The sequence below is a fragment of the Legionella santicrucis genome (assembly GCF_001468135.1).
GTDB lineage: Bacteria > Pseudomonadota > Gammaproteobacteria > Legionellales > Legionellaceae > Legionella > Legionella santicrucis.
This window is the reverse complement of record NZ_LNYU01000054.1, coordinates 62,545-77,215: the sequence shown is the minus strand read 5'-3', so window position 1 is coordinate 77,215 and position 14,671 is coordinate 62,545. Positions and strand designations below refer to the sequence as shown.

Here is a 14,671-nt window from a genome sequence, read left to right as displayed (position 1 = left end):
TCACTAAAGGATTGTTTTTAATGATTAATTTCCGATATTTTTTGTTTTTTGTTTTTATATTTTGTTCCTTACATGGCTATTCGAACATGACTGAAAAGCAAAATAAGGCTTTTCGTAGTTTTTGGCATCCTACTTTCTTAGGTGAGCGTTTAGATTATTGTACTGCTGATGGTAAAGAATGCGGTAAATTAGTGGCTGATCGTTATTGTCAAATGCTTGGTTATGATGATGCAAGTCAACATGAAATCGCTTATAACATTGGTTTAACACACTACATCGCGACTGGTTCGAGCTGCAAAGGTTGGCGCTGTAATGGTTTTATGACCATTGCTTGTGTTACTGACTTATCACATACCCCACCAAGATCATATCATTATCGAGAAAAGCGTTTTGCTGATCCTCGTTATAATGCTTATCGAGTAGATTGGTGCTATGACCAAAAGCATGGTTGTGGTATGCGTGCTGCAAATTCTTTTTGTAATCGAATGGGCTTCATACGAGCTAAATCTTTTGTTAAAGAAACTCAAGTAGGCGCTACTAAAACAATAGGGAGTGAGGAGTTATGTTTTGGTAACCTATGTAATGCGTTTAAAACGATAGTGTGTTATCGATAATTTAATTATTGATAGTTTCTACTATATTAATTATAAGAGAAAGAGAGAGGATGTAAAAAGTAGGGCTTAGGATAAGTTTATGAGTATTAGTGACAAAGTTTATATCATTGATAATAATAAAAGTCGAGGTGAAAAATTACGCACTATACTTGACTTTATCGGTGAATTAACTGAAGTTAGCATGTATGGTCAATGGCAGATTTTTACTGAGCCGAATCCAGATATAATTCTTCTTGGTGCAAGTGAATCACAGGAAGAAACTCTGCATGAGCTTGATGCATTAGTAAATAAATTTGTCAAAATTCCAATCATTGTTATTGGTCAACAATTAAATAATACACAATGTATCTTGCGAAATGTTGTTTCTTGTCAGCCCTTTCCATTTAGTTATGTGCAAATAATGGAAGCCTTACACCAATGTAAAATTGCCCAAGAAGCAGTAAAGTCTATAACTATTAGCAGCCATAGAAATCCTTTATTTCGGAGCTTAGTAGGGAATAGTTTGAGTATTCGCACTGTGCGCAGGTTAATTGAACAAGTAGCAGATACTGAGGCCAGTGTTTTGGTTTTAGGAGAGTCAGGGACTGGAAAAGAGGTCGTTGCGCGTAATATACATGCATTTTCATCAAGAGCAAACAAGCCTTTTATACCCATTAATTGTGGTGCTATTCCCGGAGAGCTCCTCGAAAGTGAATTATTTGGTCATGAAAAGGGCGCATTTACTGGGGCAATTACCTCGAGGCAGGGACGATTTGAATTAGCAAACAGTGGTACTTTATTTCTTGATGAAATAGGTGATATGCCTTTACCTATGCAAGTCAAATTGTTGCGGGTATTGCAAGAGCGTTGTTTTGAGCGAGTTGGCTCTAATAAAAGTATTGATGTGAATGTAAGAATTATAGCCGCGACCCATAGGAATTTAGAGGCTGCAATCAAAGAAGGAAAATTTAGAGAGGATTTGTTTTATAGACTGAATGTGTTTCCTATTGAAATGCCGCCATTAAGAGAAAGGACGGAAGACATTCCACTTTTATTTAATGAATTGATTGCACGTATTGAAAGTGAAAACAGGCCAATTGTTCATCTAATGCCTGATGCAATGGCTGCTTTGTCAGAGTATAGTTGGCCTGGTAATATTAGAGAGTTAGCCAATTTAGTTGAGCGATTAACAATTTTGTATCCTAAGGGGATTTTGAGCAAAGAAGATCTACCGCAAAAGATACGTGGTGAATATAAACCTGCCTATTTTGATTTAGACATATCAGGTTCTGAACGAGAAGCTTTATTGCAGGTAATAAACCAGGCAACGGCTTCAAGTACGGAAGGTATAGATTTAAAAGAACATTTAGTAAAAACAGAGTTAGCTCTTATTAGCCAAGCATTAAATGAATCAGATTGGGTTGTTGCTCATGCAGCAAATTATTTGAATATGCGACGCACCACTTTAGTAGAAAAAATGAGAAAATATGGTCTTACTCGCCCTGAGTAAAAGTAAATGCAACTCAATACGAGATGATATAGCCGGTTGAATACTATTAGACAGATTATCTTTACTATAGCTTTTCATAGCCCAGACTGAAAGAGCTCAGTCTAGGCTTAACCGACGTTGCAAGCAATCCAATGATAAGAGCTTGGGCGTTTGTGAACTAATAGCTTATTAATGAAAAATAATACGATTATTATTTTTTGCTATCATCCTTTATTGGGGCATCGACAGCTTGTTCTTCTGGATTGGGTGTTTCTTCTTGTTTTATAGGTTGTCTCTCTTGAACAGGTTTACTTTCAGTTTTTATTTCTTCTTTTGGAGGTTGTGTCTTCACTTGTTCACTTTCTCCTGCTGGCTGTACTCGATTTTCTTTATAAGATTGGACAATCTCTCCTACACTTTTTTTGATGTCCGTATATAGTTTGCTTGTCATTGAAGCTAATTCCTTGAGATCAGGTAATTTTGATTTAAAGTCACTCATAACTCACTCCACTCTGTAATATAAGTTAATTATATACCATTATCCCAATTTCAACAGTTCAATCAATTATTGTGTTAATTTCCTGAATTTTAAAAACTTTCTAATCATTGATTAACCCCAAGGATGCATGAGTCGCATTACTGGTTTCAGGAGTTTATTTGCCAGAAATGTTTTGGGAGGAACAGTAAGTTTAAATGCTTTATAAGTCGAGATTTTTTCTAAGAGATAGTCATCACTTGTACATAACTTATCAATGAGTTTTAGATCAAAAGCGTCTTTTGCCAACCAATGCTCACCAGTCGATACTTTATCAATATCCAGTTGATCACGATTAGTAGCCACATAATTTCTGAATGCAGCATGTATCTTTTCTAAGTCATCCTGAGCTTTTTCTCTACCTTTCTCAGTATTTTCTCCGAAAAGTGTTAATGTTCGCTTGTATTCTCCGGCAGTTAATAACTCTACATCAATATCATGCTTTTTAAGCCATCGATGAAAATTTGGTATTTGTGCTACAACACCTATAGATCCAATGATTGCAAAAGGAGCGGCAATAACTTGATTCGCGACGCAGGCCATGAGATAGCCCCCACTTGCAGCCATTTTATCAATACTTACGGTTAGAGGAATATTTCTATCGCGAATACGTTGTAATTGTGAAGCAGCTAAACCATAGCTATTCACTATTCCACCAGGACTATCTAAACGAACTAGAACTTCATCTCGAGATGTTGCAGTACATAGTATCGCATTAATTTCTTCTCGAAGTTGTTCTACTTGTGATGCCTTGATATCGCCATGAAAATCAACGACATATAAAGTGGGTTGCTCTTCACCTTTATGCTTTTTTTTCTTTGGAATTTTTTTACCAAGAACTTCTTTACTCATCATGGATGCGATATGGTCAAAGTGTTCATTCAAAGAAGTGATTTCTAACTTATGTTTCGGTTTGCGGCTAATAGAAAAAAAACCGGCGAACACCACCAAAATTGCAATGACAATAGTTATAGATTTTAAAAGGAACATACCATATTGACTTAAAAATTCCATTATTAACTCTTCAAATGAAAGAAAAACAAATTATGTCGATCAATGGAGTAGTTCGCAAGTGTATAATTTAATTTATAACCTAAAAATCTAAATCTCTGATGGGTATGAGAACTAACTAAGCTTATTTTACCAGAAACATTAGGTAATCCAGATGTTCGAGATTTAAAACTTAAATTATCTTTACTCGACCATGAACAATAAAAATAATGATAAATGGGCTGTTAGGTATGTTGGTTTACTACATCCAACATGGAAGAATCTATTCTTAATAATGGATATTAGAAAATATTCATTTTTTCTATGAAATTATTTATGAAATTATTAAAGAACACCACGACTGTTTTTAGAAATCATCTTGGCCTCAGTTTTTTTTGAGCGATAGTTATTTTGAGGTAATTCGCGCGAACTAGGGCTGATCATATGAATTAATAAAACCTTAATATTTTGTGGTTAAAATATGTTCTTTAAATCCAATAATTGACCTATTTGGTGTCGAGATCATTAAGGATGCAGCGTGAATAAAACTCTAACTTTATCTCTTTTTATCATTTTTGAATTATTCTGTTTTCAAGCAAACGCACAAAAAGTAATTAAACTCAGTCCCAACGAAATCAAATTGCTATCAAATAATACTCTTTGGACATTAAATGCTACATGTGTTGTGCAAAGTATGCATACAAATAACAGCAAAATTAAAATTAATGTACTAAAAAATAATGGCATTATTAATGGAAAAAAATTATCTACGGGTCAAGGAACCCTAATTCAGGTTAAAAGCAACAGTACTTTATCTGTGAGCGCCGAATCAGGCACACAAATCAACCTTATCAATTTAGGAACAGATGAGTTACAAGCAGTTTGCTCCACATAAAATAGAAAGCGCATTTCTAATCTTGGCTCTGCAAGAATAAGATTCGTCTTATTTGGTGTTTTCATGCACTGAATTACTATTTCTGTTTATTTACCTAGAACGTGATCTGTTATGAGTATATCTACTAATAATCTTCAAAATAAGGAAGCAATTGATTTTTTAGTATTCTGTATGCTAAGGTAAGCAAATGGACAAATATCGCTCGCTTGTCATGTTGCTACTTATGGGTGCACTTCTTATTGTATCCCTCAAGTTGCCAACATGCCCAAAACAAAGTGTAGGTTCTCCTGCGCTTCTTTCTTTTGCAGTAACACCTTGTTCGCCACAACAGGTTGTGAACAACGGTTGTTTTTCTGCGCCTTATTGGCTGCAAGAAGAATTTTATGCGACATCCAAATTAATAGTACAATGTCTTATTGGACTGTTAAGTTTTTTACTCATTTTTTCAAAATATAATTCTCCATTGGATGAAATCTATCGTCCTCCTATTTGATTCTATTTTATTTTTAAATTTAAAAAATAATTTTTAAGGAATCAAAATGAAAAAACTAATTTTGTCTTTATTGATGACATTTTTCTCCTATTCTATTTTTGCATCGGGTATTGGTGCTAATCCTGCTGATACAATGATGTTTATACAAAATCATAGTCCTCTTTTTTATTTGGCTATGTTTTTCGGCTTAGGTGTCTTACTGGCGTTTACTCCTTGTGTCCTACCTATGGTGCCTATTCTATCCAGTATCATCACAGGCCAAGGTGCTAGTACTGGATCCCAAGCGTTTAAATTGTCTTTAGGATATGTTCTGGGAATGGCCGTTACCTATGCAATAGCAGGAATGTTGGCTGCATGGTTAGGATCAACGGTACAAACTCTAATGCAACAGCCAATTATTATCGGAAGTTTCAGCTTTTTATTTATATTGATGGCTTTATGGTTGTTGGATGTTTTTGAGTTTCGATTTCCGGTATTTGCACGTTTTACTTCTCATCGCTCACGACAACACGGTGTTTTTTCCGCAACTTTAATGGGAGTCCTATCTACATTAGTTGTATCACCCTGTGTCACAGCACCTTTAATTGGGATCCTAACCTATATTGCCCAAAGCAATCATGTTTTCCAAGGCGGCTTATTGTTATTTGTTTTAGCCTTGGGTATGGGATTGCCTTTGTTGATTGTAGGAGCTGGATACGGTCGTTTTTTACCTGGCTCAGGACCTTGGATGGTGCGCATCAAACAAGTATTTGCCATCATGATGTTTGCCATGGCAGTTTGGTTATTAAGCCGTGTTGCATCACAATTTTGGACTGATTTACTGTGGATTATTGTTTTACTCATGAATGCTTGGGTTTTTGGTGCTTTTCGTCAGGAACAAGGCTTAGTTGGGCGATTGATGCAGACTATAGCTCTATTCTCCATAATGGGAGCAGGGGCTTTAACGTATCAAATATTTACACCTGCTTCTTTAATTCAATCAGTTTCGCGTTCTCCATTTATTGAGGTGCATACTCTTAATGAAGTTAATACTAAATTGGCTGAAGCCAAGGCAAATAATGAGCGCGTTTTTATTGAGTTTTATGCTGGATGGTGCAGTGACTGTCAAGCCATGGATAAGCATGTTTTTAATCAAGCCGCAGTTATTAATGCGATGCAGGGTTCTATAAATCTTCGTGTTGATATCAGCGAAAAGACAGATGAAGTAGCTAAGATTCGTCAAGCGTTTCATATTTATGGTATCCCCACCATGCTCTTTTATGATAAGCAAGGCCAACAGCTTACTGATTTGAGTTCTGTTGGACAGATATCTAAAGAAAGGACCTTGCAATTATTAGCACAATTCCGAAAATAAATTAACGTGGGCAAGGTGAAGTTTCTAGCATGAGTTGTTGTTCTTTAGACCTTCCGCTTTTGCGGAAGGTTATGTTTGGGCAAGCACCACCTTTTGCGAAAGCGGGGATAGGCACAATGTTCATATAGAAATGGATTTCAATTAAAAGTAATTACTGCTACTTAATAGACGTGTATTTTGTTCAAAAGGATCTGGATCCTCACCATTTATTTTGACTGCATACATGCCCATTGTTAAGAGTGGCGATGACTCAGAATAGGGGGTCAATAATGAATGGGACTTTTTGATGGAGTAAGAGTAATGTACTTCATCAGAAACCTCGGCTTCTAGGATAATGTCATTCTCGTTATTTTTCATTAGAATGGACCTAATTCCAGAGGATAAGAGTTTATTTTTGAAGGCCTCGTTTTTCAATATAGCAGTTGCAAAGCAGTGATAAACATTATTTAAGTTCGATGAACGAGTATTATTAAGAGAGTTTTTAATGTATCTTTCTTCGAGCTTTCCTGTGCAATGCTCGTCGTTATTTCCTTTTTGTTCATATTCTATAGTGATATTTTGAATATCGCGTTTTAGCATATCTTTGCAATAAGAAAGATGTCTTGCGCAGTAATCCGCAAAATAAGGATCTATTTTTGTTGTATCAGCATTTATCCTTTTTATTGCTTCCAGTCTTTTGGTAGGACTGATGGCTATTTCTTTAATATTAAGGGTATTATCTGGGTGAAAGATTTTTTTTAGATGAGTTTTATTGGTAAGAAGGTTTTGTATTTCTTCGACGTGATTATTATTTTCTATTTCCTTGCTAATCGTTCTGCACGAAAAATTAAGTGTTAGATTCTCTTTAGTGATAACATGTTCTAGCTCTTGAATTTGATACTGACTTGGAAATTCTTTATCAATATAGTTCTTCATTTTATCTAGGGAAGTAGCTATTAAATCATTGGGATTTGATTTTTTGTTGTTCACGAATACAATAGATATTTTCATGAATTATATCCTTATTTATTTGTTCTTTTGAAAAGGCTAGCGCGTGGACTCTTTTAATTCATCGCATGAGAACTTGCACTTTGGTGGAAAATTTTTAATTATACTCATTAAACTCTAAATTGCGAGTTCTATAGGAACTGATAGTTTTCTCGAATGTTGAAATGATTCGTGACCACTATCAATCAACCCCACAAAAAGGAGAGTCAAATGTCAGCTAATACCATCAAACCTCTTGTAACAGCAACGGCAATTAATACAGGCGGTAGAAACGGTCATTCGGAGACCACGGATCATTCTGTAAGTGTCAATCTTTCTGTTCCGAAGGCAATGGGAGGTCCGGGCTTACCTAATACAACAACACCAGAACATCTTTTCGCTGCAGGGTATGCGGCATGTTTTGGTGGTGCATTAGAATTTGTGGCCAGCCAACACAAGAAAAATGTGACAGGTACCACTGTGACATGTCATGTTTCTGTTGGACCTCGTGAGGCAGGAGGATTTGGCATTGCAGTGAAAATGAATGTCGATATTCCCTCGTTATCCACTGCAGAGGCTCAAGAACTTGTACAGGAAACCCACGAAAAAATTTGCCCTTACAGCCATGCTACACGTGGTAATATAGATTTTGAACTGGAAGTTAAGGGTAAATAATGTTGTGAGCGAATAGTTATATTACCATTCGCTCAATTTTTATGGGTAAAAACTATTAACAAACAGGGCTTACTGAAGTATGCCAATAAACAAATTGACAGGTGTTGTATTTGGTGAGGCACAACAATCTTCATAATACCGAAGAATCCAACGATTTTTTTCTAAATTTCCGATGGATTACCATCAAATAGTTGGATTCATCACTTTACTGAATTAGACACTAGCGTGGATGATTACAGCCCAACTCTGGCTGCATAATTCTCCAAAAATTGCTGTTTTTTCGGGACATTAGTTTTCCAAAGCCACCCAAAAGATCCGAAGCAAACCCAACAACCCCCATATTCATATCCAAGCCTAGAAGAGAACCCAAAGCGCTCAGTGGCTTGATTTGGTTTGATAGGTGCTTGCCGCCTTCGGGGCATGACAGATTTTTTGTCATGTACGAAAAAGTAAATATTAGATTGACTTGGGTTTATTTGTAGTACATCTTATTCTTATATTTTTCTATCGAGTCAAAATATGGGCATTAAAGAGCTGTTTAACTGGTTTCAAGGTGATGAAGAGACACTTCATCTTTCCAATGAAGTTTTGACCCGAGATCTTCTTGATCTGGAACTAAGTCAGGCAGAAAAAGCCTATCACATACTGCTTCGAGAGGTATATGTTGCCAGGTACAGTGGAGGTGTCACGACTGAGCAAATTAATAAATTAGAAAAACATAATTTATTTATGAAATATCTTAAGTTTTGTAGTCAACAACTTTCAGAAAATTTTTTATTATTCAATGCATTAAAGTATTTCTTGTCTCAAGATCAAAAAGAACAACCCCCAATTCAGTTATCAACTAAAGTGAATCAATTGTTTTTGATTTTACTTCAGGAGAACCAAGAAAGTACGCTTGAATTTTATAAAGAAAATAAAGAATTATTTAAAGATTATGATGAGATCCAAGAAAAAGTAGATCTTACATGGGGTCGTGTGGAAGAACCACCAAAAGTGTTAATTCTGAATTAGGCCGCCTTCCAAAAGTGTTTTTTTAGATGCTTCTCAATCGCACTAGCCATGGCATTTATGTCAATTTCACCATTGCTCTTTTTAAAATTATACTTACCAGTAAAAGCAATGTGCGCCCAAGCAATAGGTGAGATCCGAGCAAACTTATCGATAATATCTTGGCTAACACCTTCGGCAAGCATTTGTTCATATATCATATTTAAAATAACGCTGTTATGCGCAATGATATTATTTGCAACAAGCCTCACTGCATGAGCACTGACGCGATTGTTGACTATTTTCTTCCCTTTGAAAACCCCTTTATATATTTTTCGAATGAGTCCCTGCAACTGATGATATGCTTCCGTGCGATTTCTTGCTGTTCTGATGGCTTTTCTAAGAGTCATATTATCAATCAAGTTAAGCACGTGTATGCTCTTTAAGAGCTTGTTATACTCAAACAAAGCATTTTTGAGACCTGTATAGCGAGCAGAAGAGTTTATTTTCTTAACGATGGTGCTTTGAGTGTTTTCTTGCATAAGTAAAGACAGCAGAACCCGTAAGATGCCTCGTTTATGTGTTCGAATAAGCGGGACATTAATAACGCCCCTTGGACGAATAATCCCAGTGTAATTATCAATCGGGTTAACAGAAAACAAGTCACTGCAAGCCTCCTTTATATCCTTTATGCTTGGCACATAATCAACATCAATGGAATCCAATATAACAAAATTGAGTTGATTGAGGGAGTGATTATCACCAGTCACCATATCAATTTGGATATCTGTTTTATTGCCATTAATCACATCATAAAGGGAATGCCCCTCATACTCATTTAATCCGATATTTTTGGCATTAACCGCAATAAAATTTGCTATCAATGTGTATACAGAAATACCAGGTGCTTTTCCAAGATATTTTGTTGAATACCGAGATTGAATGGTGCTTTCACTAGTCGGTAGCTTTTGTCCATCAGCATCTCCAAGGGTTTTGTTGTCTATCAAGTCCCATAATTTGAAAATAGGCAATGCATGCACAAGGTTGCCTGCCCTGTCATTCGCAGCGCACATTGTATCAATGCGAATGTAATCCTCTTGGGTTGAGCGTAAAAGATTGAAGCTCATATCGGACATATCAGCCATTTTCTCAGTACTTATACCGAATGCATTTGCTAAAACGCAGGCATTAACGGCGGTTTTAGCGGGCTTTGTCTTATGATTGCGTCGTGTTTTCATGTGAGTGAATGCACCCCACATATCAGTGAGATCCCCCATATGCATCATGATATCTGGAATTTCTACCTGTGGTACGGTTCTGAAAAAATTATCATCAAGTTTTTCATGGCTATCGTAACTTAAGCTCCAATCTTGTTCGCCTGATTTGGTTTCTTTAATTTTGAATGCCAAATTTTCACCGCGAGTAATCCTGCCGGTTGTCCTTGTCCATGCGCGATCTAGCTCTTGCAGGACGTCATCTAATCGTTTGTCACAATAGATTGGTATCTTCTTGTAACCAAATTCATCAGCAATTTTTTCTACATTATCAACCACGTCCTCGCTCACCAAATCATGATCAATATCACAGTATGTCACGCTGTCATTACAACAGAGCAATCCCTTATCCAAACGACGATACATCTTTTGATACACAAAAAATTCAAACAAATGTGGATCAACCTGCTCATCATCTGCATCTATTTTTAAATAAGGTAGTGCTGTTTTTGAAATTCTGTCTTCTATTTCTTTGGGTAATTTAAACGACGAAGGGCCTTTCTTACGGACACCATAGTGATTTTTCAAGATTTTGATAAAATCTATGATGTCACTATTCTCCCTAAAATATGTGAAGGGAACATGTATCAACACCGGCCGTAGATAAAGGGAAAATTGTCGGGATATCTCCAAATAATAATCCCTCATGGCTGCTTTTTTATCAAAAACACGACCGCCTAAGTACTCAGCAATAATAGGAAATTGTTTTTCCGGAAGAATTTTATAAGCCTCACGATTTAGCTCTTCATGATTAAGACCATACTTGCGATTTGGGAACCATTTTATAAATTTTGCTAATTTTGGTATATCAACGACCAAGCCCGAATTGTATTCAGCCAGTGCTTTATCCGCATATTTTTTAGCATCGGCTAATATGGCTCTGATGTGAAACATAAAACTTGTGATTAAATTATCCATGATTTGTTGATAACGGTGGTAAACAAAACATAGGGCTTGCAACCATTGCTGCGGTTGATTTAACCGACGCAATCTGGATGCAGCATACTGTTCTGCCAAATCCGCATAATAACGAATGGCATTTTTTGACAATTGCAGCGTCGGTAAAAATTCTTTTGCAAATTTATATAACTCCGCGATTTCTACTGCTTTGGCTGCTTCTTCCTTAATGGGCGTATATTTGAAATTCTTCTGATCGGCACGAATAACATTCAGTTTTGTGATCCCATCCTCTCGCTTGATCAAATCAGATAATTTTTCTTGTTGCTTTTGCGGTATTAAGAGTATTAATTTTTCAAGTCGTTCTTTTTCCGTGGAAAACGCTCGAGTAAATAGATCTTGCATAGTGCGATAAGTTGGCAGCAGTATTTTTTTATTTTCCAAATAAACCATCAACTGCCGAAACGTATCATGCCCTTTGGGGTAATAGCGTAATAGTTCACAAAGGTGCGCTTCAACCAAGGGCACTTGTACTGATGACCAGTCCTGATACCCAAATAAATTTAGAATAACGCTCTTTTGTTGGCTCAGGGTTTGTCTGGTTATTTTAAAGTCAGATTTCTCGGTTTTGTAATATTTAGAGAGGATATAATCCACGTCATCACGAACTTCATCAAATGTAAATGCAAAAATTTGCTGACTGGCTTTAAAGTATCCCAGTTGCAGGATAAACGCGACTCGTGTTTTTGTGGCTGAATATTGACGCAGTGCGTCCATCTCTTGTTGATTCATTGTAAAATATAGTTCTCGTTCCGCTTCGTTAAAATCAGGACGAGCGTAAAGTTCTTCAATTTCTGCTTCGGAAAGTAACTGCAGCCGATTTTTTAAGGTCATATTGGGGTTCAGAAATACGTAGGTTTGGCTGGACTGATTTCTCAGTCAAAAAAAATCGCATTGTACGCCTATTTTTGGTAAGATAAAGCGGTTCAGTAAATCTTGGTTCAATATATCGTTTTTTAGTTAGTAAAATGGACTAAACTGTATGAAAATAGGATATGCGCGCGTCTCAACCAAAGAGCAATCTTTGTCCATGCAAGTTGATGCATTAAAAAAAGCAGGTTGTGATCAAATTCATGAGGAAATTGCTAGTGGAGCAAAAACAGCGAGACCTGTTCTTGATGAAGTTGTGCGAAACCTTCGTGAAGGTGATACTTTAGTTATTTGGAAATTAGATAGGCTTGGTAGAAATCTTGCCCATTTAATTCACCTAACAACAAAATTAATCGAGAAAAAAGTTGGATTGATTAGTCTCAATGACCCTATTGATACCACTACCGCACAGGGTAGATTGGTTTTTGGGATTTTTGCATCATTAGCAGAGTTTGAACGTGAATTAATCCGTGAGCGGACACAAGCAGGGTTGAAATCAGCTCGAGCTCGAGGAAGAAAAGGTGGAAGACCCAAAGGCATGTCAAAATCAGCAATGGAAAAAGCAGCTATTGCTGAAGCTCTTTATAAAAATGGAACCATCCCTGTTAAAAAAATTGCTGAACAGTTGGATATTTCTAAAACTACGCTGTATCTGTACTTACGATCTCGAAATGTTCCTGTTGGAGAAAAAAGTTGATATTCCAATTAGAAAATAACTATCTCATCTTGAACTGGTTATGCAGGAAAACCCAGCTAATGATAATATCTCCCAAGAGGTACTAATGTACGATCGATTATATCATTGGTTTTCTACTCTATCACAATATAGTAAAGCTCTTTACGCTTCATTCTATTCTTCTGTTTTATATGCTGATGTGGTGAAGCGTTGGCACGGATTGGGAATAGGATACCTTTTATTTCTTATTATTTTGGGAGCTATTCCTTTATCTGGACGAGTAATCATAACATTTAATCATTTTTTTAAGGGGGAAATTCTATTCCCCATCCAAGCGCTTCCTCTACTGACCATACAAAATGGTGAAATCACTTACAATCAACCCATGCCCTATTTAATAAAAAACAACAGGGGAGAAGTGGTCTCAATAATAGACACGACAGGAACAGTGTCTGAAATGAATCAGTCATACCCTCAACTCACGGTTTTAATTACCAAAAACAAAATGATTTTAAGACCGCCCAGTTATAAACAATTCTTAGGTTTGGCTAAAGACAACATTGGCAACCTAATTTATACACGTAATTTTGACAAAGGGGTTAATGGACTGCTTTCTGGCGCAGAGTGGATTGAGTCCACTGGGATTTCCAGATTAAATACGTTGATGCAAATCTTTGTCTTTCCCTGCGTAACTTTATTTTATTTTGGGGTTTTTGGGGTTATGTTACTCCTATTGTCCGCACTGGTGCAGTTGTACTCTGATATTTTTTTCAGCTTTAAACTCCCATTTAAAGCCTCATGTCGTCTATTAGCTATAGCTGCAACGCCTGCCTTGATTCTATTCTTTTTTATGCGATGCGGTAATTTCTCACTACCGGGAATGGGCTTAGTTTATGGAGTACTCCTTCTCAGTTATACTTCCTATGGGTTGTATTCAGTCAAACGATTTAGTGTTTGATTTTATATATTCTCACTGGACATAGTCCCCAACTCATTAATTCTATGCCCTGATAAATGGATTCAAATTGTTCGTGGTGTATCGTTCTAGTGGTCACAATAATTCGGCTTCCTGGTTTTAGACGAGCCATCTTTGAAATTAATTCATTCCAAGTAGCATCAGTAAGGCAAGTGGCTGCCACGTAAATAATATTAGCATCTCCAAAATTGTACTGTAAAAAACTGTCGTTGATAAATTGAATGCGCTCCGTTTGAGGTAGATATTCTTTCTCATCGTCATGTTGTTGAAATCGTTGAGTTACCTTTTTAAGCAGTGTATTTGATTGCTCATATAGAGGAGGTAACAACTCAATACCAATAGATTTTTTAACATTAAAAAATAATATAGCGCTCAATACTGCTTTTCCCGAGCCCGAACCTAAGTCATAAAAAATATCCTGATTGGACGGGGTGGCTCGTTCAAGAATGGTATAAAACGACAAAAAATTGATTTCTCCATAAATAAACTCCTTATCTTGAATCAAATGCAATAATCGATACCTTATCGAATAGGATTTTGCATGCGCTTTTTTGTAAAGAGCCTCCAAAATGCCAGTCTTTTTTTCTATACTTGACCAATCTGACCTCTGAATTAACTGTTTTTTTAACTCTTTTTTCTTGAAATGGGGAACAAGTATGTTAGTTAATAGCAGTTTTAAGATAACTAATAAAAAAGGTATAGTGATAATATAATAGAACATAAGCGTCAGGATGTTTTAGAGGGCTTCATTATAGTATTGCAGGCTCTTTTGAAAAGAGAAATCTAAATTATAATGGTTTGTAATATTTTTGGTATAGCGGAAGGACAAGGAAATTTTATGATTCTTGATAGAATAGTCCACTTTATTATTGACATAGCTTATAAAGCGACTAAATCTCAGCCAGTCAGCCAGTCAGCCAGTCAGCCAGTCAGCCAGT

General features: G+C 36.3%; 14 protein-coding genes. 9 read left to right on the top strand and 5 right to left on the bottom strand.

Going from position 1 to position 14,671, the window contains the following annotated elements; genetic code table 11:
• Positions 1 to 20: 20 nt before the first annotated feature.
• Both Lsan_RS11395 and Lsan_RS11390 read left to right on the top strand, forming a co-directional pair.
• Positions 21 to 614 carry a hypothetical protein gene (locus Lsan_RS11395; RefSeq protein WP_058514513.1) on the top strand — a complete coding sequence of 198 codons (594 nt, stop codon included), beginning with the start codon at positions 21 to 23 and terminating at the stop codon, positions 612 to 614.
• A 79-nt stretch (positions 615 to 693) separates the two neighbouring features.
• Complete coding sequence (locus Lsan_RS11390) at positions 694 to 2,103, top strand: sigma-54 dependent transcriptional regulator (RefSeq protein WP_058514512.1); 1,410 nt, start codon at positions 694 to 696, stop codon at positions 2,101 to 2,103.
• 190 nt (positions 2,104 to 2,293) lie between these two features.
• On the opposite strand, the gene Lsan_RS11385 is transcribed toward Lsan_RS11390, so the two are convergent.
• The gene (locus Lsan_RS11385; protein WP_058514511.1) at positions 2,294 to 2,581 is read right to left on the bottom strand and encodes a hypothetical protein; all 288 of its coding nucleotides are present in this window, start codon (positions 2,579 to 2,581) and stop codon (positions 2,294 to 2,296) included.
• Positions 2,582 to 2,692: 111 nt separating this feature from the next.
• Entirely contained in the window at positions 2,693 to 3,631 is a 939-nt protein-coding gene (gene sohB, locus Lsan_RS11380) for a protease SohB (protein ID WP_058514510.1), read from the bottom strand.
• 514 nt (positions 3,632 to 4,145) lie between these two features.
• Between sohB and Lsan_RS11375 the strand changes: the two genes are divergently transcribed.
• The 3 genes from Lsan_RS11375 to Lsan_RS11365 all read left to right on the top strand — a co-directional run bounded on the left by Lsan_RS11375 (position 4,146) and on the right by Lsan_RS11365 (position 6,349).
• A complete protein-coding gene (locus Lsan_RS11375) occupies positions 4,146 to 4,502 on the top strand; it encodes a hypothetical protein (RefSeq protein ID WP_058514509.1) in 357 nt (118 codons plus the stop codon).
• A gap of 187 nt (positions 4,503 to 4,689) precedes the next feature.
• Positions 4,690 to 4,995, top strand: a complete 306-nt coding sequence (locus Lsan_RS11370; RefSeq protein ID WP_058514508.1) for a hypothetical protein — start codon at positions 4,690 to 4,692, stop codon at positions 4,993 to 4,995.
• Positions 4,996 to 5,041: 46 nt separating this feature from the next.
• Positions 5,042 to 6,349 carry a protein-disulfide reductase DsbD family protein gene (locus Lsan_RS11365; RefSeq protein WP_058514507.1) on the top strand — a complete coding sequence of 436 codons (1,308 nt, stop codon included), beginning with the start codon at positions 5,042 to 5,044 and terminating at the stop codon, positions 6,347 to 6,349.
• A 141-nt stretch (positions 6,350 to 6,490) separates the two neighbouring features.
• Here Lsan_RS11365 and Lsan_RS11360 read toward each other — a convergent pair whose 3' ends face one another.
• Entirely contained in the window at positions 6,491 to 7,339 is an 849-nt protein-coding gene (locus tag Lsan_RS11360; RefSeq protein WP_058514506.1) for a hypothetical protein, read from the bottom strand.
• 207 nt (positions 7,340 to 7,546) lie between these two features.
• Between Lsan_RS11360 and Lsan_RS11355 the strand changes: the two genes are divergently transcribed.
• Both Lsan_RS11355 and Lsan_RS11350 read left to right on the top strand, forming a co-directional pair.
• The gene (locus Lsan_RS11355; protein WP_058514505.1) at positions 7,547 to 7,990 is read left to right on the top strand and encodes an organic hydroperoxide resistance protein; all 444 of its coding nucleotides are present in this window, start codon (positions 7,547 to 7,549) and stop codon (positions 7,988 to 7,990) included.
• A 519-nt stretch (positions 7,991 to 8,509) separates the two neighbouring features.
• Complete coding sequence (locus Lsan_RS11350) at positions 8,510 to 9,004, top strand: hypothetical protein (protein ID WP_058514504.1); 495 nt, start codon at positions 8,510 to 8,512, stop codon at positions 9,002 to 9,004.
• Here Lsan_RS11350 and Lsan_RS11345 read toward each other — a convergent pair.
• A complete protein-coding gene (locus tag Lsan_RS11345; protein WP_058514503.1) occupies positions 9,001 to 12,045 on the bottom strand; it encodes a Tn3 family transposase in 3,045 nt (1,014 codons plus the stop codon). The genes Lsan_RS11350 and Lsan_RS11345 overlap by 4 nt on opposite strands.
• 148 nt (positions 12,046 to 12,193) lie before the next feature.
• Between Lsan_RS11345 and Lsan_RS11340 the strand changes: the two genes are divergently transcribed.
• Both Lsan_RS11340 and Lsan_RS11335 read left to right on the top strand, forming a co-directional pair.
• Complete coding sequence (locus tag Lsan_RS11340; protein WP_058514502.1) at positions 12,194 to 12,778, top strand: recombinase family protein; 585 nt, start codon at positions 12,194 to 12,196, stop codon at positions 12,776 to 12,778.
• An 85-nt stretch (positions 12,779 to 12,863) separates the two neighbouring features.
• Positions 12,864 to 13,715: a DUF1189 family protein gene (locus Lsan_RS11335; RefSeq protein ID WP_162265603.1), complete on the top strand. Its 852-nt coding sequence runs from the start codon at positions 12,864 to 12,866 to the stop codon at positions 13,713 to 13,715.
• On the opposite strand, the gene Lsan_RS11330 is transcribed toward Lsan_RS11335, so the two are convergent.
• Positions 13,705 to 14,454, bottom strand: coding sequence for a class I SAM-dependent methyltransferase (locus Lsan_RS11330; protein WP_058514500.1), 750 nt, complete (start codon positions 14,452 to 14,454; stop codon positions 13,705 to 13,707). The genes Lsan_RS11335 and Lsan_RS11330 overlap by 11 nt on opposite strands.
• Positions 14,455 to 14,671 lie beyond the last annotated feature (217 nt).